This is a genomic window from Sphingobium sp. MI1205, from assembly GCF_001563285.1.
In the GTDB taxonomy this organism is placed as follows: domain Bacteria; phylum Pseudomonadota; class Alphaproteobacteria; order Sphingomonadales; family Sphingomonadaceae; genus Sphingobium.
The window spans coordinates 192,429-212,881 of the sequence record NZ_CP005190.1; the positions used below are offsets into that span (position 1 = coordinate 192,429).

Genomic DNA, 20,453 nt, shown 5'->3' on the forward strand with positions numbered 1-20,453 from the left:
GTTGCAAGCGCGTGGAACGCTCGAGTTCGTGAAGGCACGCTAAAGCGGCGCTGACCGAGCCCGCTGACTGCGCAGCGGGTCCATGCCCTTCCCCATCCAAGTTGCGCTTCCAGCAGGGTCTGCGCTGCGCTATCCCGAGGGCATGACCCAGCACAAGCTTGACCCCATCGACCAAGAAATTGTGCAGAGATTGTCGCACGATGCGCGCATTTCTAACCGTTCGATCGCAAAAGAGGTCGGCATTACCGAAGGCACCGTCCGGCAGCGGATCAAACGGCTTCAGAAAGACGGATTGATCCAGTTCACGGTTGTGACGGATTCCGCATGGCAGGCTCTCCCAATCTTTGCATGATGGGCATCGATGCCGATCCCTCCTGTGTGAGAACCTTAGCAGAGCAGTTGAGGCGAATTCCCGAGATCAATTGCGTCGTGTTGCTACTGGGTCGCTTCAACCTTCTGGCGATGGGTCTGTTCACCAATATCGAGCAGCTTGACCATCTCGTGAAAACACAGATCCGCAATCTGCCAGGCGTGCAGCGGGTCGAAACGGCGATATCCGTCCACAACCTGAAATATGAGGCGGGCGTCGCCAGGATCATGCCAAAGTCTGAGCCGGCCGCAGATCTGGCTCCTGGAGGCGCTCCGCTCGCAAATAGCAAGTCCAAACGCTCAACTCGAAAGCGCCGAGTGTCTGTCTAGATCGGAGGCTTTGCATTCGTGCCGGTCAAAATGGGGCTTGTTGCGGATGAACCCCTGCCTTTCTTTCATAGGGCGGTGACGATGCCGCGCTTGTAAACGCATGCTCCTAGGCAGATGATAAGCCCTCGACTCACAAGAGGAGCGCGGTATGCAAGTCGAGAGCCAAACCGATCATATCGCAATGCTGGCCCTTATGATGGTTGGCGTACTCATCAAGCGGCTGGACGATGTGGGCCAGCTTGATGATGCGACGAAGCATCACCTTCATAAGCTTGCGTCGGCAGTTCGCATTCACGCTGAAAATGCGGGGCACGCTGATCTGCATATACTTTTCGACAACATCGATCGAGCACTGGGCACGGAGTCTGAAACCGCCGCTGGCTAATCAGACCTGAGATGACCATCAGTGGGTGACGCAAAATGCCTCGACTCATTGTCACAACCCGGAGCGGCGAAGAGACTTTGATTGTGGAGTCACGGGAGGTTTCGGTCATGGAAGCCATCCGCGATGCTGGGATCGATGAAGTGCTGGCGCTCTGCGGAGGCTGTTGTTCCTGTGCGACGTGCCATGTTCATGTTGACGAAGATTGGTTCGAAAAGCTGCCCCCGATGACCGACGACGAGGGCGATCTGCTGGATAGTTCGGATCATAGAACAGCAACGTCTCGTCTCTCCTGCCAGCTGCCGTTTAGCGAGGCCCTTGATGGTCTGCGGGTGACTATCGCTCCGGAGGATTGACGTTCACTGGTTGGTGAGTGCGTGCGCATCGGACTCACCTTCTCGGTGACCTCGGGCAGACCGGCGCAAGCAAAGGGGCTGAAAGTTCAGCCGTTCCTCTTATTGGTAGAGGCCGATCCCGATGACAAATCCGAGGGCCCCCTCCCCGACCGGTAGTTCAGGATTTTCCCGCCCCCTATGAGGCGTGCGTCGTAAGCGAGGTGGGTGGGGCAAACTGATCGAGCCTCAGCAGCCCATGCCCTTTTTGACCGGCAACAATTGCTGTGAACGTCGCAACATTACGAAGTGGAAAGCGAAGTTTGCTGAGTGCAGGCATAACTTTCGTTCCGAGGGCTGCTGGATTGATCTCGCTGTAGATCTCGCCGCCAGCCGCTCTGATCATGGCACCTGGTTGATTGACACTGTCTATCTTCTGCATTGGACAGAGCGTCACATCAACAACGCAACATTTACATGTCTACAAATATGTTTAAAGGGGGCATTCTCACTGATCAACGGGTCGATCCTCATGGCAGACGAAAGCACGTCCGACATCACCGCGCTTACCGTTCAACTTCTGAGCGCATTCGTATCCAACAACACGGTTTCCAGCGAAAGTCTTGCTGAGCTGATCAAGACCACGCGAGCCGCGTTGACAGAAGACCTCTCGCCTGCGGCCAACGAAGCGCCAGCACAGGAATTTGTGCCAGCAGTTTCCGTCCGCAAGAGCTTGTCCTCACCAGATCACGTCATCAGTCTCATTGATGGCAAGCCCTATAAGACGCTGAAGCGGCATCTTGCCACGCATGGGCTGACGCCAGAACAATATCGCGAACGCTACAAGCTGCCCAAGTCCTACCCGCTGGTGGCCGCGAGCTATTCGGATGCGCGTCGCGCTGTAGCGGAGAGGCTTGGTCTTGGCAGGAAGCCGGCCGCCGCTTCTGTTCCCACCAATGTCCCGGCTGTGGAGGCACCGGCTGCTGCCGAGAGCAAAAACGCTGCCAGCAAAGCACCTGCCAAGGCCGCAAAGCCCAAGGCGCCCGCTGCATCGGCTGAAAAGGGCGAAGTAAAGGTGCCTGCAGCCGCCAAGGCCGCCCCCCGCAAGCGCCTTTCCATTGCATTTTCCAAGGAAGAAAAATCTCCCACTCCGCCTATTGAGAAAGCGGAGAGCCCGGACACTGTGATGAGCGGCGGGAGCAAGACCGCCAAGCCCAAGGCAAGCGCCGCGAAGGCAATGCCTGCGCCCAAGGTCAAGGCCGCCGACAAGCCCAAATCGTCGAAAACCAATATCACGGCCGCCGCTGCAAATGTGAATGCAAAGGTGCCCGAGCCGACAACTAACTGATCGAAGGATGTGCACCCCTGCCATCGAGTGGGGCTGCACATCCTTTTTGGGGACGATTGCCTGACGGCCAATCTGATGGTCGCATCGCTCTCCCAGCCTCTCTGGACACCGCAGCGGCCTTTCCGTTAAGCGGATGCGATGCCACAAGAACTCAGTCTTGCAGTTGTCGGCGCACTGCACCCCAACCTGGACGGCACGAACCGGCAGTTCGAAATCCGGATGCTCAATCCCGGTGATGCTATTTCGCTGGTGCGGGAGCCCAACAACAAGGCCGACAGCTCCGCCGTTGCGGTGTTCTCATTCCGCGGATTGCAGATCGGTTATCTATCGGCTGAACGGTGCGGCTGGATTGGCTCCAAAATTGGTCAAGGTCAGGATGTCCGCGCCATTTTCCAGGCTGCCACGAAGGACGGCGCAATCATTCGGGTGCATCTCGATGGCGGCACCCCCACCCTACCGCCGCGGCCACCTGAACCAGTCATGACAGAAGACGAGTTGCATGACAGCAACGCCGACCCGGATTGCGGCTTTTGGCCGGATTATATTCCACCGGATGATTGAAGCGTGCCGATCCGACGGGGCTCACTCTAGTGCACGCGGCCTAAAGCTCTCCTCGCCTCCGGCGTGATCGTGTAGACCGCCTCCCGCTGCGCGCCGCGGTTCGCGTGATCGACACGATACCCCTTATAGTGGCGCCGCAGCAAACCCGCCCGCACCAGGTCCGACGCGGCGCGGCTGATGCTTGTCCGTCCGGACCGCAAGATCCGCGCTTTCACCTCATCAGCGAGCACGATCTCCGCGGCAGCAGGATCCTCCGGCAGTTGACCTTTGGCGACCAGGTCCGCGCGCACCGCTTCAATAAGTGTGCGCCGCCGACCGTCACGCTGCGCCAGCGGAATCAACGCCTCGCAGAGCCAATCGCGTACCGGAAGAAGGGCGCCGCCATAGCGGACATAAGGTCCAACGCTGTCACCCTGGCCTACGGCCTTGTAGATGAGGTTCAGCACCATGAACGCATAACGGGGTCGCTTGGAAACCTGCGAAATACGTTCGATGAGATCAGGCAGCGAACCCAAGGTGGACGCTGCTTCATAGGGTGCGAAAAGATCGGCCTGCTGGAACATATCAGGAATCTAGCACAAGCTGCCCGCATGTGAATCCCCCGTACCCGTGGCAAACGACAAAAAACACACGTGTCACTTTACCGTGAGGCGCAGGGCTCTCTCGCCTGGCAAATCTCGTTGCCCGAAGTGGAAAAGCCGATAGATATGGCGCTCCATTTTTTCGGAGATCTTCATGAACAATAGCGCTCTCGCCGAAGCCATCGCGACCGAGCATGGCCTTAGCAAAGCCGACGCCCGCAGCTATGTCGACGCGGTGTTCAATGCCATTGCTACCGCCGCTGCCAACGGCAATGAGGTGAGCTTGAATGGCTTTGGCAAGTTCAAGGTGAAGGATAGCCCTGCTCGTGAAGGCCGCAATCCTGCCAATGGGCAAACGATCCAGATTGCAGCGTCAAAGAAGCTGACGTTCACGCCTGCCAAGGCTGTCAAGGACCAGCTGAACGGCTGAGAAAGGAGCGCCGCCGGACGCGGCGGCGCACTATCTTCGATCCGGGTGTCACTTTTTCTAAGCAGGTAAAGTGACACTTCTGGCATTCAGTTGGTCGGTGCCAGTAGCTGCGCGAGGGCGCTGATTGCACTTTCTGCAATCGCCCTGTCGCCGTTCGCAGTTGTCGAAGGCAAGGTGCGATGCGAAAGGAGGCCTGCCTTTCAGGCATCCTCTCCTAAGACTTAGTGGGCTGGTCGTTCGATCGGCCCTTTTTTTTCGCCTGGCCTGTCCGGATCACCCTTATAGGCTCCGTGGCCGATCATTTGCCGCACAGCCGCTTATCGCGATCCTTGGGGAGCATGCCGCGCTGAGGCTTAAATTTGGCGGGCATAAACCCCCCCGATGCATCATCGACCAGCACTTCAAATCCGTTCGTTATTGCGGTGACGGCCCTCCGCGGCGAACAAGCGTGCAGTTGACAAGCTCGCTCTCTTGTTCTCGGTTTCTAGCCTGAATGCAGGGAGACACATCATGCACCGGATAATGGCGTTGGGCGCGGCGATCGCGGCAGTCGCTAGCACGCCCACGCTCGCGCGAGACAATTCGGCTCGCGCAGTGCAGCTGATTGATCTGACGGGCAGCGCGCCAAACGCCGCTGAGCAGCCAAGCTCGGCTGCTCAGGCTGAAAGCCCGCACCGCGCAGCCGCCGAGCCCAAGATCGCGTCCAGTGCTATGGCATTCCGCGTTCATGACCTCAGCCGCCGTTGGGTAGAGTTCCAAATGGCAAGCAGTCTTGCTGAGCCTGACGAGCTGCCCGTTGCAGTCACCACCGCCGTGTCTGAGACGGACGGTCTCGTCATCCCTGCCTGGATGCGCGGCGGTTCTCCCCTCCCCTCGGCCAATTTACCAAGCTATATGTCGGGCTGTCACCCGCGGGGGTACCGTCCAACCGGCTTCCTCACTCCCGACGCAGAAAGCAGACGCCAGAGCTATTTTGCGCTCATGAGCAGGATCGCCTGCGAACATGGCCTTCCGATCGGCCTCTTCGACGCCATGATCATCCAGGAGAGCCGCTACAATCCGCTCGCGCTTTCCCCCAAGCGCGCGTTCGGCCTCGCGCAACTCATGCCGGGTACCGCCGCAATGCTCGGCGTCAACCGGTTTGATGTGATCGATAATCTCCGCGGCGGCGCCAGATATTTGCGCAGTCACCTCGCTCAGTTCGGCCGCTATGATCTCGCGCTAGCGGCCTATAATGCAGGTCCAGGAAACGTCCAGAATGGCCGAATACCTCCATTCCGCGAAACGCGCGGCTATGTCGCCAGCATCCTTGATTTCTGGCAGAGGCTGAGCGGACCAGTCCAGGCGCAGCCGATATTGTCGCGCACTTCAGGAGCGAGGGTCAGCCGTAGCGTCGCGGTTTCAACCTTCTGAAGCGGGCGTCAGTCTTCCCCGAGCGCAAATTCATCGCGGATGCGGCGGCGCCGGTCTAGCTCGGCGAGCACCCGCTTGATCAGCAGTTCGGCCAACGGCCGCGACCATTCCCTTCGGAACTCCACGCCTTCCAGTTCGGGCGTATTCAGCATCATCTCCGGGAAGGTCGCATTGAACTCCATCAGAAACGCATAGAAGGCGTCAAAGCTCTTATCGTGCGTCATGTCTGCGGTTTCCCGCTTCTTGGCGCCGGCCCACGCATGGATCATTTCAAAACCCAAGGCGCGCAGGATGCCGATGAATTCCGGTAGCTGCATGATGACGCGCTTCGCCGGCTGCCGATGCAGGATGATGCCGAGACGGCTCTTGGAGATTTGGGAGCGGATCGCAAGATCCCGCAGCGTCATTTTCCGCTCGTCCAGCATGCCGTGAATCACTGGAATGTAGCGGTCCATTTCGGCGAAAACCGCAGAATGTTGGCCCTCATCCCGTACACTAGCGTCCATCACTATGCCCCTGTTGCGAACTGATCGCAACTCGCAAAGCATATCATTGGGCCCGTGGCAAGACCCCATTCCTGCAATAAGCTGTTGATTCTAGGTCAATATGAAGTTGATTTGATGTCACTATTTGGTTTCCATCGCGTCAACCAAAGACACCGCGGCGTGCTCAATTACATAGTCGATCAGCATCACTGTGACGGCCTGAGCCTCGCTGATATCCTGGCCCAGATGCTCGGCGATGATTGTCTTGTGCCGCTGGAATGTTTCGTGATCCGCCTCGGGCAGATCGAGCCGCACCGGCAAGGTTGCGTCACCACTGGCGACGACGAGATAATCCCGCAGGTCAGTTGCCGAAGTCTGCGTGATCGCGCGGTCATGATTATGAAGTCGATTGGTGATGATTGAGGTGACTGGATCCTCCTTTTTTGTTTCCGACGAGTAGAGCTTGAAGCTTGCGAGAGCAAGTCCATGAAGGGGAACTGAGATCTCGAACTTCAACGCGACTTTACCCGATGTCATTCTCAGTCCCTACATCCATGAGCGATATTATAGTCTATTGTTTCAACACCATGCGAGCGTGTGTCTCCGGGCCGATTCGGCTCGGCATTACATCGCCCCGCACAACTCTGATATTCGGTCCCGAATGCTCGGACAAGCGGTCCCGGTCGCCGGGACAGCCGTCTTAACCCTCGGGACAAGCTGTCCCGGCTACAAGGACGCATGACGACTTAAGGCCGCCTGAACAGAGTTTTTTCTCGATCCTCCATCTATCGGGTGGGCTTTCCCTTGGCGAATGAAATCCGACCGCCGCAATCTCCTTCTCGGCACGAATGATGTGCCGTCCTTCAATAAGGAAATTGCTTATGCAGTCTCTCAAGAAATTCGCTCGAAAGAGCGAAGTCGCAGCGCTTGGCATGGCCACCTGCGTTATTGGCATTGCGGCCATGGCCTCCCCTGCCTTTGCCGGCGCTGACGCCACTTTTGATACCGCCCTCAATCAGTTCACCGGCTTTCTAGAAGGCTCGGGTGGCAAGATCATCACCGTCCTGTCTCTGGCCGGCGGCATCGTCGGCTTGGCCAGCGGCCGCTTCAGCCTCGGGCAGGTTGCCATCCCCGTGGGCGTGGGCGTGGGCGCCGGAACCGGCATCCCGATCGTCACCTCGACGGTGACCGCGACGATCTGACGCATTTTGGCAGGGCCGGCAATAGCAGCACCGGCACTGCCATGGGGGTGGTGTTATGGCCCAGGACAAATATGTCATACCTTCTCATCTAGACGATCCTGAACTGATTGGATTGTGGACAGTAGATGAGTTCCTGGCGATGGTGGCTCCCTTCATCTGGGGGATCCTGTCTCAGCACATCATCATTGGCATAGCGTCTGGCGGCGCTGGCTGGTGGGGATTACGAAAGGCTAAGGCAGGCCGCACCGCCTCGTGGCTGTTGCACCTGGCCTATTGGCATCTTCCGTCCGGACTTACCGGGCTGAAGGCCACACCACCTTCCTATCTCCGCCTGATGGCAGGGTGACATGGACCTTTCATTTCAGCATGCCCAAGCGCAGCGCATCCTGCGCCAGCGCAATCTTCTGGCAGCCGTCAGCCTTATTCTTGGAGGTTTTGCGCTTCTGCTCGTCTTCATCAGCATGTCGCGCGACCGTGAGGTCGTGCTGCAGCCCGTGCTGCGTTCGCCGGTAACGGTGAGCAGCGCCGGCGTCAGCCGCGAGTATCTTGAGATGATTACGCGCGATGTCGTGGTGCTGACGCTGGATCGTAGCCCGCAAAATCTCGACTATTGGATGAATGCGGTGCTCGATATCACAGCCCCGCGCGTCCACGGCAAGATCAAGGCCGATCTCCTCAAGATCGTGGAAGAACAGCGCGGTTCCTCCATCGCTCAATTCTTCACCATTCAGTCAATGAAGCTCGACCCCGCCGGTCTCCACTCGGAAGTTACAGGTGTCTCACGACCATCGTCGGCAGCAAAGTGGTCTCCAGACAGCCGCGCACCTTCCGCTACGACTGGGAATATTCTGGGCTGAGCTTGAAGCTGATCGGCTTTGGCGTCGTGGAAAAATCAGAAGGCAAGGATTGATGATGGCTTATTATGCCATTGGCAGCGCTGCTACCGGCGCTGCATTTCTCTCGCGCCAGTGCATTGGCAACCGGACGCTCGGCGCGTCGCTGCTTTTGCTCGCGGCAGCGCTGGTAACAACGCCCGCATGGGCCGACCAGAATATCATCGCCGCCGACAGCGCGCAGGTGGATTGCCAGGCTTCGGCCAAGGACCTCACTCGCATCAGCCTCGTCGAGGATGAATTTGCCAGCGTCTCGAAAATCTCGACCGGCAACACTTCCGACGATTTTTCTGTGGTCAATGAACCGGTCCGCGGCGACATTTATCTCTCCGTGCCTGACGGGTTCAAGCGGCCGATGCTTTCCTTTTTCGGGACCAGCAAGCGCGGCTATGTCTATAAGTTCGCTTGCCGGATCGGCGGCGAGCAAGCCGTGCAGGTCTTTGTCTCCAATCCCGCGATTGCGCGGGAGAAAGCGGCCGAAAGCGCGTCCAGCAACGCCGCGCCCGATCCCCAGGAGGCCGCCGTCCAGCTGATGCAGGCCATGTATGCCGGCGGAGCGACTGCAGGGTACGACATGGTCCAGCGTTCGCTGCGCCCCGTTTATGTCGGTGGCCTCAAGGTGCAGATGATCGCGGAATATCGAGGCGCCGACCTGACCGGCAAGGTGTTGCGCATCGAGAATAAGGGCGCCGCACACATCGAACTTAATGAAGCGACGGTTGCGCCAGCGAGCGCGCTCGCCGTCTCGATCGCTGAGCCCAAGCTCGGCCCGGGCAAGGTCACCACGGCCTATCTCGTATCGCACAATGGGAGGCAATAATGGCCCTGGCCGATCTGTTCTCGCGTAAAGCGAAATCCATCAACATGGCGAGTGATGGTGTTTCGCCCGTCGCCGCGGACCTCAACGGCAATGAGGAAGTACGCCGCAAGCAGATGACGCTACTCGCCGGCGTCGCCGGCGTCGGCCTTATCGCCTCCTGCTTCTGGATCTTCAACGACGACAAGAAAACCAACGATGTCGAAACCGACGGCGTCACCGACGTGGATGTGTCCACCAAGGATCTCGTGAACCGCAATCTTTCCCAACAGGAGTGGATGGCGATGTCGGAGAACCAGTTCCAGGCGCAGGAAAACCAGCTCAGGGCCGTTAGCGGCCAGCAGGAACGGATGGATTCGCTGACCGCGCAGGTCGAGGCCCTCAAAGGCCAGAACCAAGCCATGCAGGCAGATGGGCAGCGCGTGCTCTCTGCCTATCAGGCGGAGAATGATCAGCTTAAGCGCCAGCTCTCGCAGGGCCGCCCTGCACCGGCTCCGGTAGCGGGGCCCTCCGCGCTCTATGGTCCGGGCGGCACCCAAGCCTATCAGCGCCCCGATAGTCCTGACGTTAAAGGCGGAGCCTTGGCGCTCGCCCGTTCCAATGAAGTCAAGATGGTGAGCTTCGCCGGCGGCGACAGCGGCACTGCCTCCAAGGTCGAGCGGGGCAACACCGTCTATACCGACAGCCCCAATTATCTGCCACCCAACAGCTTTGCCCGTGCGCGCGTGATCGTCGGCGTGGATGCCAGCGCCGGGGTGAACAGCCAGACTGACCCGCTGCCGGTGGTGCTACGCGTCACAGGCCCTGCCCGCTCGGTCTTCGCCAATGGCAAGCTCCTCACGACCAAGATCGAGGGCTGCCTCGTCAATGGCGCTGCGCGCGGCGATCTCTCCAGCGAGAAGGTCTATGTGAAGCTCCAGAAGATGACCTGCCCGCAGCCCGGCGGGCGCTATGCGGTGTCAGAGGTCAAGGGCTTCATCGCCTTTGCCGGCAAAACCGGCGTGCGCGGCCGCGTGGTGTCCCGCGAAGGCTCCCTCGTCACCCAGGCGTTTCTCGCCGGCATGATGGGCGGCTTTGGTCGGGGCTTCTCTGCCAACACCAACAGCATCTTTCAGGGCACCAATATCGCCACCGACGGCAAGCGGGCGAAGCTCTCGAGCGGCGATATCCTCGAGGGCGGCATTGGCGAGGGCGTCGCCCAGACCGGTGACATGGTGTCCAAATATCTGATCGAGCGCGCCGAGCAATATCAGCCGGTGATCGAGATGCCGACCGGCATCGATGTCGAGATCGTCTTCCTGGAGGGTGTGTATGTCCGCAACTAAACTGGCCCGCCGCATCGGCGGGCTTGTCCGTCCCTCGCGCGTTGTCATCGCTGCCACTGCCTGCGTCGGCCTTGCCAGCCTCGCACTCGCCGCTGATGTCAGCAACGACAATAGTGCAGTTGGCGCCCTGCTGAAGGCCCGCCTGCCCAAGACCCAGGTGAGCGACGTCAACTGCGACAAGGTCAAGGGCCTGTGCGAAATCACCGCCGGTTCCAACCTCTTTTATGTCGACAGGTCGGCGCGCTATCTCATCATCGGCCGGGTCTATGACATGGAAACGCGGCAGGACGTCACGGCAGCGCGCCTGCTGGAGATGAACCCGGACATGCTGGTTGGCGCAGCGGCATCCGCCAATGCAGCGGCAACCAGCGGCGAAGTGCAAAAGGCCGCAGCCGGCGCAGCGCGCAGCGACAATGTCGTGCCGGACACCCCGCGCTTCCTGTCGCTGGCCAAACTGCCCAAGGACGGTGCGATTATCTGGGGCAAAGCGACGGCGCCTGCGGTGACGGTCTTTTCAGATTTCCGGTGCAGCTATTGCCGCGCCCTGTCATCCGTCCTGCGCTCCATGAACGTCCGGGTGATCGAACGACCGATCTCATCGCTTGGCAGCCGCGATCTCTCCGACCGTGTCTATTGCGCGCGCAACAAGGAAGAAGCCTTGCACGCTGCCTATGCCGGCGAGCCGATCAAGACCGGTCCCGCCTGCAATACCAGCGGGCTCGATGCCAATGAAGCCTTTGCCCGCAAACATGGCCTCAATGGCACGCCGGTGATCGTGCGAAGCGATGGCGCTGTGCTGGAAGGCTATCGACCCAAGCAGTTCCTCGAAAAATGGCTGAAGGAAGGCCGGTCATGATGCGGCTCACAACGGCTCGGCCGCTTGGCGGGGCGCAGGCCCTTGCCAGCCTGCTCGCTATCGCCGCGCTGTCCGGCTGCGTGGGCCTGGGCGGAAACATCAAGGGCAGCTTCGCCTGCCAGGCTCCCGATGGCATCTGCGCGCCCAGTGCCGTGATCGACGACCGCGCCCTCGCACTGATCAGCGATGATCCATCGGTCATGCCCGCGCCCGCCGCCCCCTATCGCGACGAGGTCAAGCCACGGCCGCCGCGCCTCGCTGCGGTCCTACCCGTTCGCGGCCCAATCAATGCGACACCGGGGCGGTCAAACGAACGCGTTCTGCGGATCGTATTCCCCGCTTATGTCGATCAGCATGGGCGGCTGCATGAAGCCAGCGCTGTCCATGCCGTCATCTCGCAGGGTGAGTGGCTGACCTGGACCGACGAGAGCGCGGCGCCAGCGCGCAATGCCATGACCGTTGCAGAAATGCCGAGCCTCGCTGAAGCGATGTCCAGCAAGGAGGCTGCGCCTCTCGAAGTTGACCCCAACCTCCCCGATCCCGCCATTGTCGCAGCGGCCAGAGCGCGCAATGCGGATCCGGTGGCCGCTATCAAGGCGGATGTGTCGCAGCGACTGAAACCATCGCCGCGTGCTGCTGCCGCGACCAACATCGCCGCGCCGGCTGCGAGCAGTCAGGCCCCGTCCACCGACGCTCCCGGGCCTGCAACGCCCGTCGTTGGCCCGACGGTGCGCGCCGCCTCGTTCCCCGCAACTGTTGCAGAGGATCAGTAATGGCCCGTTTCCTCCAGCGCCTGATGGCCAATGTCCTGGGCGATGCCGACCAACCCGACGCTGATCGGCCCGACATCGGCGTGCCGATGCTCGCCCATTGGCTTCCCTATCGCAGCTATGACCCCAAGACGGGCATCTTCTACAACAGCGCCTCGCGCGGCTTCGTACTCGAAGTTGCGCCGATGGTAGGCGCGGATGAACGCACCGGCGAAATCCTCGCGCAGTTCATCTCCGAGGGCATTCCAACCCCTGGGTGCCTCCAGTTTCACCAATGGATGAGCCCACGCGTGGGCGAGCATCTCTCGAAATGGAATGTCCCGCGCTATCTCGCCCGCGGGGTCTATGAGCGCATGGCCAAGCATCGGGTCGAGCATCTGACGCAGGGCGTGTGGACCTCGCTTTCAGGCGATGCGCCCTTTTACCTGCGCGATCACCGCGTGGCCATCTCCTATTCGACGCCAGAGTCCTCGACCGTATCGAATGAAGAGATTGTCGGCGTCATGGACGGGATGATCTCCGCCCTCGCCTCGATCAACGTCACCGCCCGCAAGATGGACCCGGTAAAGCTCATCGCCTGGATCGACGACATCACTTCGCCCACCACCGCACCAGGAGACGATGCGGTGAGCTACAGTCCCTATGACAGCATTGCCGACCAGGCCATTCGCCGCGACATCGAAATGCGGATCGAAGCCGACAAGATCCTGCTGCGGACCGAGCGCTTCCGTCCGACCGGCAACGAAATCGACGGAATGCCCGAAATCGGCGAAATCTATCCCGACACGTTCGACGTGCGCTCCTTCTCGGTCCGCAACCTGCCGCAGCGCTGGGCGCCCTGGGACATGACCCGCCTCATTGGCGACATGTTTACCGACAAGCTGCGCATGCCCTGCCCGGTCGCCACGAACCTGTGCATCGACTTTCCCGACATTGAAGCCGCCTCCAGCAGGGCCGGCATGAAATTTATGCGCACCACCAGCCTTGCTGACAGCAAGTCGGCCCGATTCCTGCCGCAGCTCAAGGAGCAGAGCCAGGAATGGGCTCGCGTGAATGAGGAGCTCAAGCAAGGCAGCAAGCTCGTTAAACTCTTCTATTCGGTCACCGCCTTCTCGCCGCAGGGCAAGGGCGATGCCCATGAGCGGGTATTGAAATCCGTGTACCGCGCTTGCGGCTGGGATCTGCTCGACGACCGCTATCTGCAGATCATGGGGCTGCTTTGCGCCATGCCGATGACCATGGCTAACGGCCTCGCCAAGGATCTCGTCCGCATGAAGCGGATGCGCACCATGCTCACCACCACCGCCGCGACCCTCGCGCCGATCCAGGGCGAATATCTGGGTGGCAGCGTGCCGCACATGCTGCTGATCGGCAGGCGCGGCCAGCCCTTCTTCTGGTCTCCTTTCGAAAATGCCGCCGGCAATCACAATGTCGCGGTGTTCGGCAAATCGGGGTCGGGGAAGTCGGTCGCGCTACAAGAGCTGTGTGCATCGCTCTGCGGCGCGGGCGCGCGCGTGGTTGTGATCGATGACGGACGCTCGTTTGAGCATTCCGCCAAGCTCCAGGGCGGCGCCTTTGTCGAATTCACGATGTCGTCGGGCTTTTGCCTTAACCCCTTCAGCATGATTGACATCGAGCTCGCTGCGCGGGACGAGGATTATCTGCTCGATTGCATGGCGATGCTGAAGGCGATCCTAAACCAGATGGCCCGGCATATCGACACGCTCAATGACACCGAGCGCGGGTTAATCGACGGCGCGGTCAATGAGGTGTGGGAAGCGGAGGGTCGGGGCGGCTCGATCGACGCCGTCATTGCGGCGCTGGAGCGAACCGGCGTTGAGCTTGCCACCAATCTCGCCATCGCCATGCGGCCCTTCTCTTCGAAAGGGACATACGGCAAATTCTTCGAAGGCGAGGCGTCGTTCGAACTATCAGCGCAGCTCACCGTGTTCGAACTTTCCGATCTCTCTTCCCGGGAAGAACTGCGCAGCGTGGTGCTGACCGCCATCATGTTCATGGCGCAGCAAATGATGCGCAAGGTTGATCGCGCAACGCCTAAGGCGCTGTTGCTGGACGAAGCCTGGCAGATGTTGCGCGGGGGCGCGATGGCTGACTTTATCGAAACCTATGCGCGCACCTGTCGTAAATATGGAGCCTCGCTGGTGACCGCGACCCAATCGCTCAATGACTATTATAAGTCTGCTGGCTCGATTGCTGCGCTCGAGAATAGTGACTGGTTCATGATCCTCCAGCAGAAGCCGGAAACCATCGCGGACTTCAAAAAGCATGATCGCTTCGAGATGGACGATTATACCGACGCCTTGCTGCGCTCCTTAAAGCGCAACGGCTTTGAATATTCCGACATCATGATCAAGGGACCGGACACGCTGGCAGTCGGTCGGTTGGTGCTCGACCCCTATTCCGCCACCCTCTTCTCCTCCAGCCCAAAGACCTTCGCGGCGATCGAGACGATGATGCAGCGCGGGCTCACCATGGAGGAAGCGATCGAGCGCATGGCCTATCCCGATAATCCTGAAAGATGGACGAGCAGCAACCCGGCGGCATTCGCCCTGGCGGCGGAGTGAAGGCATGGCGATACCCTTCGAACAGCCTCGCTCCTTTGATTGGCGGCACGCGGCCTATTGCCTGCTGCATGTCACCAGCATGGCCGCGTCCACGCTGCTCATGAGCTGGGGCCTTCTTGTCCTCTTCTTCCTGATGCTCGGGGATTTCAGCTTCGACGGGCTGATGCACCAGCTTCATAATCTGACCTCACGCTACATCGTTGCCGATCGCGCGCGCGCGGCCGCCTTCTTTGCGCTCTTTGGCCTTGTCCAGCTATTCCTGGTCGTCTGCCTCCTCCTTTTCCGCCGCCATTCGATCATGCCGCGCCGCGCGCCGCGCAGGAGCCATCCCTATGCCTGAGCAAGACCAACTCCACTTGCCCCATATTCCCGTTCCTCAAGCTACGCCCGCCCCCGACGAACAGCCGCGCCCCCAGCCAATCTTTGCCGGTCTCACCCGATCCCAGTCCGCCGCTGGCGCCCTCATCGTGGCTGCAGTGGTCTGGGGCATGTGGGTCACCAAGACGCTGCTGACGCCTGCCCAAGACCATATTGTGTCTGCGCGCCTGTCCGCGATTGTCGGCGATTATGTGCAAGCGCAGGCCCGCTCCGCCACGACGCCCGATCGGGTCGAAGGCGAGATGCGGCGGTTCATGGCAGCGCTCGACAAGGAGGTTGAGCGCCGCTCCGACAGAGGCGAGATTGTCATGGTCGGAGAAGCGGTGCTGAGCAAAAATGTCCCCGACATCACGGACAGCATCAAGAAGGCGGTTTATGCCTCAGGCGTTCCCTATCCGCGCCAGGCCTCCGCGCAGCAGATGCAGGCGATGTCGCGCCAGCCAAGCGCCATCCCGTCCCCCGCGGCTCTCCCGTCCGCGCCGATCGCCATGACGGCGGACGACGCGAGCGCGTCGCCCTTTACCTCTTCCCCCGCCGATGCTCCGCCAGCTCCCGCCTATGGAGGCTTTGATGGCACAAGCGGTCAGTGACGCGCGGGCCACTCGCTGGCGACCACGCTGGGATTTGTGGGGCGCCATCGGCCTCAGCCTCGTGGCGGTTTGCGGCTACAGGACGATGAGCCAATGGCGCGATGCCCATGCCTTCCTGATCAACAGGACGGACTCCCTGCCAAATTGGGCGTTCATCATCCATAAGGCCAAGGTCCCGCTGCGAGGCGACCATATCTTCTTCATACCCCCGCAGACCGCGCTGGTGCGGCGGCATTTTGGGGCGAGGCCGCAGTCTTTTGGCAAGATTGTCTATGGCCTCCCCGGTGATGTGGTGAGCCATCACGGCTCGGCCGTCGCCATCAACGGGAAGCCCGTCGCGCGGATGAAGCCGAAGACGCGGCTGGGCGAGCCTTTGGCCCCCGGCGTGACCGGGCCGGTACCGGCCGGCTGCTATTATGTCGGTACGCCGCACAAGGACGGGTTCGACAGTCGCTATGCGCAGATCGGCTTTGTCTGCGCCCGTCAGATTATCGGCACGGGGGTGCCGATCCTATGAGAGCGGCGCTGGCGGGAATGACGGGCGCGACCGCCCTGCTGGGCGCGTTGTTCGCGGTCGAGCCGATGCGGGGACAAGCCAAGGATTATGGCCAGGCCGGGCAGACCTTCCCTGTGATCGAGCCCGATCTGCTCGCCACCATCGAAGCCCGGTTGAAGCGAGCGGAGGCTTCAGGGGAGATGGCACGGATAAACGCGCAATTTGCCAAGCGCGCAGAGGTCAAGGTGCGACGGCTCGATCCGGTGGCCGGCATCACCACGACAGAGCGGGCTCGGACATGGGACTATGACCCGTCCGTCACGCTGGAGCAGGATATTCGGGATCAGCAGGGCCAGCTGATCGCGGCCGCTGGACAGCGGATCAACCCGCTCGATTTCGTGACCATCCGCCAGGACCTCGTGTTCATCGACGGTGACAATATAGCCCAACTGGATTGGGCGACAGCCCGCTACAGCGATAGCCAGGCCAAGATCATCCTCGTTGCCGGATCGCCGATCGAGGAAATGACCCGCCGCCAGCGCCGCTTCTATTTCGACCAGGAAGGCCGCCTCTGCGACAAGTTCGGGATCGAGCATGTCCCGGCGGTGGTGAAGCCAGCGGGCAAGCTTATGCGCGTGAGCGAAATCTTGTTGTCCAAGCGACAGGCGAGCTGATGCCGCTCTGGCTCGACCTGATGCGCACGCCCATGGCGGCGCCCGAGACGCGCCGCCTGCAGCGGATGCGGATCGCCTGGCAACTCCTCTGCCTCTTCACCGCGCTAAGCGTGGGACTTATTGGGCCGCTGCGAGCGGTGCTTGGCCAAGGCGCCCCTGGTCTCGCCGCGGTGCTGATCGTGCTGACCCTCATCCAGAGCCTGGTCTATTGGGTGGCGAAGCAGCGCGCGGACAACGCCCTTCTTGATCTGAAGGAGCCGTCGGAATGACCCGGCTGCTTCGGCGCGCCATGCTGGTCCTCTCGGCCGCCCTGCTGGGCCTTGCCCTATCGCCCGAAGCGCAGGCCGCGCCCACATGCAACGGCAAGTTCGTCAATCCCATCACCGATGTGTGCTGGTCCTGCCTCTTTCCGCTGTCGGTCGGGGGGCTGAAGATTTGGCCGGGCAACCGCCCCGATGCGTCCAACCCCTCCTCCCCGATCTGCGCCTGCGCTGATCCCATTCCGCGCATCGGCATCTCGGTTGGCTTCTGGGAACCTGCGCGGCTCGCCGATGTCACGATGAAGCCTTGGTGCTTCCCCAACCTTGGCGGCATCCGCATCGCCCCGGGCTTCGACATCGGCCAAGGCTATATGGCGGGCCCCTCGATGGTCGGCGGCCGCTCACAAAACACGGCCAAATGGCATGTCCACTGGTATGTCTATCCCCTGCTCTACTGGATGGAGCTGCTTACGGATTTCGTCTGTTTCGAGCAGGCGAGCTTCGACATCGCCTATATGACCGAGGTCGATCCGCTCTGGCAGGATGATGCGCTCTCCGGCCTCATCAATCCTGAAGCCATCGTCTTCGCCAATCCCATCGCGCAAGCCGCCTGCGCCGCTGACTGCGTGACCGCGACTGCCGCCATGCCGATCGACTCCCTCTTCTGGTGCGCGGGTTGCCAGGGAAGCATGTACCCCATGAACGGGAACATCCCGTCCTCGATCGGCCATGTTCAGTCCTCGCGGCTCGCGCTCTCCCGCTTTGCCTACAAGATGCACCGTCAGGCGCTCGCATGGGGAACGATGGGATCAAAGGGCCTGTGCGAAAAATATGTCATGCCGATCATGCGCAAGCAGCAATATCGCTTCCAGATGGTGAACCCGATGCCGACGGTGTCGGGCCGCTACGCCTGCTCCTCCATCGGTACGTCCACCATGCCCCCTGGTGCCGGGCGCGCCTATCCCGCCGGCGGGGAGGATATGGGCTATCTCGTTTGGAGGAAGAGGAATTGCTGTGTCTTTTAAGCAGCGTTCGCCCGAGCGGCGAGGGAAGCGCACAATGAGCGTAGCCTGGGCGCGGATCGGCGTCGGCGCGCTGCTTGGCACAGCCGGGATTTCGGCGCTGCTGGCGCAGACCGTCAACGGCCTCGATGTTCAGGCCATCAAGGCGCGCGCCGCCGAACTCCAAAGCGATGCGGAAGCCTTCGTCAACCACGTCAAGGATCGCGGCGACGCGTTCCGCGATGAGGCTCTGGCTGTTCAGCAGGGCGGCACCGAGAATATGCGCCGGGTCGCTTCCAGCGATCTGCCCAAGGGGCCGGACGGCGCGATCGATTTCGATGCGATCGTTTCGGGCGCTGTGACCAACCTCGAGGGCAAGCCAGGTGAAGCGCCGCAGTTCATTGCCTTTGCCAGCCTCTCCATGCCGCCTGCGTCATTGAAGCAGATGGTCCACGATGTAGCCCTGGCCGGGGGCGTCGTCGTGTTCCGGGGCTTCCCCAATGATAGCATGAAGACCTTCTCGACCGCATTGGCCAAGGTCGTCGACGCGAGCGACCTCGCCAATATCGGCATCGATCCTCGGCTGTTCCGCGCCTTCGACGTGCAGGCCGTGCCGACCTATGTCGCGGTGTCATCCGGTTTTGATCCCTGTTCGGGCTTCCACTGCGTGAGCGCCGTTCCGCCCTATGACCGGATGACCGGCAATGTGACCGCGCAATATGCGCTGGGCAGTTTCGTCGATGGCAATGGCCCTGGGGCGCGCGTCGCCGCGATCGCCTTGGCCAATATGAAGCGTAGCCAGCGATGAAACGGCTCGCCTCCCTACTTGCCTTGGTCTTGTTAGGCGCGGCTGTGCCCACGCCTGCGCAGATGACCAGCAGGCAAGCGCGTGACGAGGGCAAGACGCTCGGCACCGCGATGCGCAGCGATGAAGCCTGGGTTCCCAAGGACGATAGCCAAGCAGCGATCGTGCCCGGCTATCAGGGCACGGACCTGCCGCAGGCGGACTATTTCAGCGATCCCGAAAGGCTGGCCAGTGAGGCAGCCGCACTCAAAGGGTCGAGTGAGGTCTACCAGATCACGACCGACGCCAACAAAAGCCGCCCCACCTTCTCAGCTAAGGAGATCAAGGCGGTTACGGCCAATGCGTCAGCCATCGAAAATGATCCCTCCACGCAGCTGGGCGGCGAGAGCATCAGCGGCGGTAGTGGCGAGTGCAAACCCCTTCCCGCCGATGAAAGCCAGATCTTCTATGACGCGACATGCGATACCGGCGTCGTCGTCAATTCGGTGCCGTCGCAGACCGTCTATAGCTGCCCACCTGGTTGGACGCTGGGCGGCACGAACTGCTCGATGGTCCAGACCGTCCCCGCCAGTATCCGCTATAGCTGCGATGCGGGCTGGACCTTGACGGGGTCGCAATGCGCGCAGACCCAGCCAGCCAACGTCAGCGCCTATAGCTGCCCCTCCGGTTGGACATTGAATGGCAGCCGGTGCAGCCGGAGCCTCACGCAGAGCGCCGATCAGACTGGGTTCAGCTGCCCAAGCGACTATCACTTGGCCGGCTCGGTCTGCCAGATGACCGTCATCACCGGCGCAACCCCGGTCTATTCCTGCCCTGCCGACTCCTCGCTGTCGGGCACGCTGTGTGTCCGCAACTTCAGCTACGCGGCCACGGCAATCTATAGCTGCGAGGCGGGATGGACTTTGAACGGTACGACCTGCAGCCGCCAAGTGTCGCAGCCGGCTGCTGAAAGCTATTCCTGCCCGCCGGGCTATAGCCTTGAGAATGGGACCTGCTCGCAAAGCGCGAATTATGCGGCGACCGCGACCTATAGCTGCCCCAATGGCGGGACCGTCCAGGGCAGCCAATGTGTGACGACCAACACCACGTCGGCAACGCCCGCTTATGCCTGCCCCTATTATTATTATAATCCATCAGGCTTTGCCGGCGGTCCGCACTGCGTCATGCGCAAGGCCGAGTTTGCAAACAGGAAGTGCGCACCTACCAGCACCAATCCGGGCAGCATCGAATTTCTTCGCGAAGAAAAGAAATATGGCGACAGCTGGTGCCTCTACAAGCCGCTGACCACCTATACATGTCCGAGTGCACTCTGGAATTTCGATCCCGCCTATAATCAGTGCGTCTCGAACGTCGTTCAAAACGGCGTCGTCACCTACACTTGCCCGCAGGGCGGTGTCTTACAGGGCACGACCTGCTATCGCACCAACGTGACCGGCGCGACCGTCACTTATGTCTGCCCATCCGACTATATGTTATCAGGGCAAACATGCGTAAAATCTGAATACCGCCAGGCCACCGTCCACTATAGCTGCCCGAGCAGCGGCACGCTGTCGGGCACGACCTGCAGTGT

At 60.9% G+C, this 20,453-nt stretch carries 25 protein-coding genes and 1 pseudogene; 23 read left to right on the top strand and 3 right to left on the bottom strand.

Annotation, left to right across the window (positions count from 1 at the left end; genetic code table 11):
* The first annotated feature begins 82 nt into the window (after positions 1 to 82).
* The 6 genes from K663_RS20140 (at position 83) to K663_RS20165 (ending at position 3,322) form a co-directional block, all read left to right on the top strand.
* Positions 83 to 352 (top strand): Lrp/AsnC family transcriptional regulator, encoded by a 270-nt coding sequence (locus K663_RS20140; protein WP_083536051.1) that lies wholly within the window; start codon positions 83 to 85, stop codon positions 350 to 352.
* The gene (locus tag K663_RS20145) at positions 325 to 699 is read left to right on the top strand and encodes an Lrp/AsnC family transcriptional regulator (RefSeq protein ID WP_083536052.1); all 375 of its coding nucleotides are present in this window, start codon (positions 325 to 327) and stop codon (positions 697 to 699) included. The genes K663_RS20140 and K663_RS20145 overlap by 28 nt, the downstream gene beginning before the upstream one ends.
* Before the next feature lie 148 nt (positions 700 to 847).
* Positions 848 to 1,084, top strand: a complete 237-nt coding sequence (locus K663_RS20150) for a hypothetical protein (RefSeq protein ID WP_062121722.1) — start codon at positions 848 to 850, stop codon at positions 1,082 to 1,084.
* A gap of 35 nt (positions 1,085 to 1,119) precedes the next feature.
* Positions 1,120 to 1,437 carry a 2Fe-2S iron-sulfur cluster-binding protein gene (locus K663_RS20155; RefSeq protein WP_062121723.1) on the top strand — a complete coding sequence of 106 codons (318 nt, stop codon included), beginning with the start codon at positions 1,120 to 1,122 and terminating at the stop codon, positions 1,435 to 1,437.
* Positions 1,438 to 1,672: 235 nt separating this feature from the next.
* Complete coding sequence (locus tag K663_RS20160) at positions 1,673 to 2,761, top strand: MucR family transcriptional regulator (RefSeq protein WP_235589609.1); 1,089 nt, start codon at positions 1,673 to 1,675, stop codon at positions 2,759 to 2,761.
* Between the two features lie 138 nt (positions 2,762 to 2,899).
* On the top strand, positions 2,900 to 3,322 hold the full coding sequence (locus tag K663_RS20165) for an HIRAN domain-containing protein (protein WP_062121725.1): 423 nt from the start codon (positions 2,900 to 2,902) through the stop codon (positions 3,320 to 3,322).
* A gap of 26 nt (positions 3,323 to 3,348) precedes the next feature.
* Here the strand turns inward: K663_RS20165 and K663_RS20170 are convergent, their stop codons facing one another.
* Positions 3,349 to 3,885, bottom strand: coding sequence for a hypothetical protein (locus K663_RS20170; protein ID WP_062121726.1), 537 nt, complete (start codon positions 3,883 to 3,885; stop codon positions 3,349 to 3,351).
* Positions 3,886 to 4,057: 172 nt separating this feature from the next.
* Between K663_RS20170 and K663_RS20175 the strand changes: the two genes are divergently transcribed.
* Positions 4,058 to 4,333, top strand: a complete 276-nt coding sequence (locus K663_RS20175) for an HU family DNA-binding protein (protein WP_062121727.1) — start codon at positions 4,058 to 4,060, stop codon at positions 4,331 to 4,333.
* Between the two features lie 510 nt (positions 4,334 to 4,843).
* On the top strand, positions 4,844 to 5,746 hold the full coding sequence (locus K663_RS24060) for a lytic transglycosylase domain-containing protein (RefSeq protein WP_235589610.1): 903 nt from the start codon (positions 4,844 to 4,846) through the stop codon (positions 5,744 to 5,746).
* Positions 5,747 to 5,754: 8 nt separating this feature from the next.
* Here K663_RS24060 and K663_RS20185 read toward each other — a convergent pair whose 3' ends face one another.
* Together K663_RS20185 and K663_RS20190 are read right to left on the bottom strand one after the other, a co-directional pair.
* The gene (locus K663_RS20185) at positions 5,755 to 6,201 is read right to left on the bottom strand and encodes a hypothetical protein (protein ID WP_062121728.1); all 447 of its coding nucleotides are present in this window, start codon (positions 6,199 to 6,201) and stop codon (positions 5,755 to 5,757) included.
* Positions 6,202 to 6,372: 171 nt separating this feature from the next.
* On the bottom strand, positions 6,373 to 6,768 hold the full coding sequence (locus tag K663_RS20190) for a hypothetical protein (RefSeq protein ID WP_062121729.1): 396 nt from the start codon (positions 6,766 to 6,768) through the stop codon (positions 6,373 to 6,375).
* Between the two features lie 395 nt (positions 6,769 to 7,163).
* On the opposite strand from K663_RS20190, the gene K663_RS20195 reads away from it, so the two are divergent.
* The 15 genes and pseudogenes from K663_RS20195 (at position 7,164) to trbC (ending at position 18,886) form a co-directional block, all read left to right on the top strand.
* Entirely contained in the window at positions 7,164 to 7,433 is a 270-nt protein-coding gene (locus K663_RS20195; RefSeq protein ID WP_443019038.1) for a hypothetical protein, read from the top strand.
* A gap of 55 nt (positions 7,434 to 7,488) precedes the next feature.
* On the top strand, positions 7,489 to 7,779 hold the full coding sequence (gene traL / locus K663_RS20200; protein ID WP_062121731.1) for a type IV conjugative transfer system protein TraL: 291 nt from the start codon (positions 7,489 to 7,491) through the stop codon (positions 7,777 to 7,779).
* A 1-nt stretch (position 7,780) separates the two neighbouring features.
* Positions 7,781 to 8,343, top strand: a pseudogene (locus tag K663_RS20205) (type IV conjugative transfer system protein TraE).
* Entirely contained in the window at positions 8,343 to 9,146 is an 804-nt protein-coding gene (locus tag K663_RS20210) for a type-F conjugative transfer system secretin TraK (protein ID WP_062121732.1), read from the top strand. The pseudogene K663_RS20205 and the gene K663_RS20210 overlap by 1 nt, the downstream one beginning before the upstream one ends.
* Positions 9,146 to 10,468, top strand: a complete 1,323-nt coding sequence (locus K663_RS20215) for a TraB/VirB10 family protein (RefSeq protein WP_062121733.1) — start codon at positions 9,146 to 9,148, stop codon at positions 10,466 to 10,468. Before K663_RS20210 ends, K663_RS20215 begins: the two co-directional genes overlap by 1 nt.
* Positions 10,455 to 11,324, top strand: coding sequence for a DsbC family protein (locus K663_RS20220; protein WP_062121734.1), 870 nt, complete (start codon positions 10,455 to 10,457; stop codon positions 11,322 to 11,324). Before K663_RS20215 ends, K663_RS20220 begins: the two co-directional genes overlap by 14 nt.
* Positions 11,321 to 12,097, top strand: a complete 777-nt coding sequence (locus K663_RS20225) for a TraV family lipoprotein (protein WP_235589611.1) — start codon at positions 11,321 to 11,323, stop codon at positions 12,095 to 12,097. Before K663_RS20220 ends, K663_RS20225 begins: the two co-directional genes overlap by 4 nt.
* Positions 12,097 to 14,679: a type IV secretion system protein TraC gene (traC, locus tag K663_RS20230; protein WP_062121736.1), complete on the top strand. Its 2,583-nt coding sequence runs from the start codon at positions 12,097 to 12,099 to the stop codon at positions 14,677 to 14,679. The genes K663_RS20225 and traC overlap by 1 nt, the downstream gene beginning before the upstream one ends.
* A 4-nt stretch (positions 14,680 to 14,683) precedes the next feature.
* Complete coding sequence (locus tag K663_RS20235; protein WP_062121737.1) at positions 14,684 to 15,019, top strand: hypothetical protein; 336 nt, start codon at positions 14,684 to 14,686, stop codon at positions 15,017 to 15,019.
* Positions 15,012 to 15,647 (top strand): type-F conjugative transfer system protein TrbI, encoded by a 636-nt coding sequence (locus K663_RS20240; protein ID WP_062121738.1) that lies wholly within the window; start codon positions 15,012 to 15,014, stop codon positions 15,645 to 15,647. Before K663_RS20235 ends, K663_RS20240 begins: the two co-directional genes overlap by 8 nt.
* Complete coding sequence (locus K663_RS20245; protein ID WP_062121739.1) at positions 15,628 to 16,164, top strand: S26 family signal peptidase; 537 nt, start codon at positions 15,628 to 15,630, stop codon at positions 16,162 to 16,164. The genes K663_RS20240 and K663_RS20245 overlap by 20 nt, the downstream gene beginning before the upstream one ends.
* Positions 16,161 to 16,817 (top strand): type-F conjugative transfer system protein TraW, encoded by a 657-nt coding sequence (gene traW, locus K663_RS20250; protein WP_062121740.1) that lies wholly within the window; start codon positions 16,161 to 16,163, stop codon positions 16,815 to 16,817. Before K663_RS20245 ends, traW begins: the two co-directional genes overlap by 4 nt.
* Positions 16,817 to 17,086, top strand: coding sequence for a hypothetical protein (locus K663_RS20255; protein WP_062121741.1), 270 nt, complete (start codon positions 16,817 to 16,819; stop codon positions 17,084 to 17,086). Before traW ends, K663_RS20255 begins: the two co-directional genes overlap by 1 nt.
* On the top strand, positions 17,083 to 18,102 hold the full coding sequence (gene traU / locus K663_RS20260) for a conjugal transfer pilus assembly protein TraU (protein ID WP_062121742.1): 1,020 nt from the start codon (positions 17,083 to 17,085) through the stop codon (positions 18,100 to 18,102). Before K663_RS20255 ends, traU begins: the two co-directional genes overlap by 4 nt.
* A gap of 34 nt (positions 18,103 to 18,136) precedes the next feature.
* Positions 18,137 to 18,886 (top strand): type-F conjugative transfer system pilin assembly protein TrbC, encoded by a 750-nt coding sequence (gene trbC / locus K663_RS20265; protein WP_062121743.1) that lies wholly within the window; start codon positions 18,137 to 18,139, stop codon positions 18,884 to 18,886.
* Positions 18,887 to 20,453 lie beyond the last annotated feature (1,567 nt).

Coding starts and splice junctions, on each gene's coding strand:
- K663_RS20140 (WP_083536051.1), top strand. CDS start 83: ATGCCCTTCCCCATCCAAGTTGCGCTTCCAGCAGGGTCTGCGCTGCGC.
- K663_RS20145 (WP_083536052.1), top strand. CDS start 325: ATGGCAGGCTCTCCCAATCTTTGCATGATGGGCATCGATGCCGATCCC.
- K663_RS20150 (WP_062121722.1), top strand. CDS start 848: ATGCAAGTCGAGAGCCAAACCGATCATATCGCAATGCTGGCCCTTATG.
- K663_RS20155 (WP_062121723.1), top strand. CDS start 1,120: ATGCCTCGACTCATTGTCACAACCCGGAGCGGCGAAGAGACTTTGATT.
- K663_RS20160 (WP_235589609.1), top strand. CDS start 1,673: ATGCCCTTTTTGACCGGCAACAATTGCTGTGAACGTCGCAACATTACG.
- K663_RS20165 (WP_062121725.1), top strand. CDS start 2,900: ATGCCACAAGAACTCAGTCTTGCAGTTGTCGGCGCACTGCACCCCAAC.
- K663_RS20170 (WP_062121726.1), bottom strand. CDS start 3,885: ATGTTCCAGCAGGCCGATCTTTTCGCACCCTATGAAGCAGCGTCCACC.
- K663_RS20175 (WP_062121727.1), top strand. CDS start 4,058: ATGAACAATAGCGCTCTCGCCGAAGCCATCGCGACCGAGCATGGCCTT.
- K663_RS24060 (WP_235589610.1), top strand. CDS start 4,844: ATGCACCGGATAATGGCGTTGGGCGCGGCGATCGCGGCAGTCGCTAGC.
- K663_RS20185 (WP_062121728.1), bottom strand. CDS start 6,201: ATGGACCGCTACATTCCAGTGATTCACGGCATGCTGGACGAGCGGAAA.
- K663_RS20190 (WP_062121729.1), bottom strand. CDS start 6,768: ATGACATCGGGTAAAGTCGCGTTGAAGTTCGAGATCTCAGTTCCCCTT.
- K663_RS20195 (WP_443019038.1), top strand. CDS start 7,164: ATGGCCACCTGCGTTATTGGCATTGCGGCCATGGCCTCCCCTGCCTTT.
- traL (WP_062121731.1), top strand. CDS start 7,489: ATGGCCCAGGACAAATATGTCATACCTTCTCATCTAGACGATCCTGAA.
- K663_RS20210 (WP_062121732.1), top strand. CDS start 8,343: ATGATGGCTTATTATGCCATTGGCAGCGCTGCTACCGGCGCTGCATTT.
- K663_RS20215 (WP_062121733.1), top strand. CDS start 9,146: ATGGCCCTGGCCGATCTGTTCTCGCGTAAAGCGAAATCCATCAACATG.
- K663_RS20220 (WP_062121734.1), top strand. CDS start 10,455: ATGTCCGCAACTAAACTGGCCCGCCGCATCGGCGGGCTTGTCCGTCCC.
- K663_RS20225 (WP_235589611.1), top strand. CDS start 11,321: ATGATGCGGCTCACAACGGCTCGGCCGCTTGGCGGGGCGCAGGCCCTT.
- traC (WP_062121736.1), top strand. CDS start 12,097: ATGGCCCGTTTCCTCCAGCGCCTGATGGCCAATGTCCTGGGCGATGCC.
- K663_RS20235 (WP_062121737.1), top strand. CDS start 14,684: ATGGCGATACCCTTCGAACAGCCTCGCTCCTTTGATTGGCGGCACGCG.
- K663_RS20240 (WP_062121738.1), top strand. CDS start 15,012: ATGCCTGAGCAAGACCAACTCCACTTGCCCCATATTCCCGTTCCTCAA.
- K663_RS20245 (WP_062121739.1), top strand. CDS start 15,628: ATGGCACAAGCGGTCAGTGACGCGCGGGCCACTCGCTGGCGACCACGC.
- traW (WP_062121740.1), top strand. CDS start 16,161: ATGAGAGCGGCGCTGGCGGGAATGACGGGCGCGACCGCCCTGCTGGGC.
- K663_RS20255 (WP_062121741.1), top strand. CDS start 16,817: ATGCCGCTCTGGCTCGACCTGATGCGCACGCCCATGGCGGCGCCCGAG.
- traU (WP_062121742.1), top strand. CDS start 17,083: ATGACCCGGCTGCTTCGGCGCGCCATGCTGGTCCTCTCGGCCGCCCTG.
- trbC (WP_062121743.1), top strand. CDS start 18,137: ATGAGCGTAGCCTGGGCGCGGATCGGCGTCGGCGCGCTGCTTGGCACA.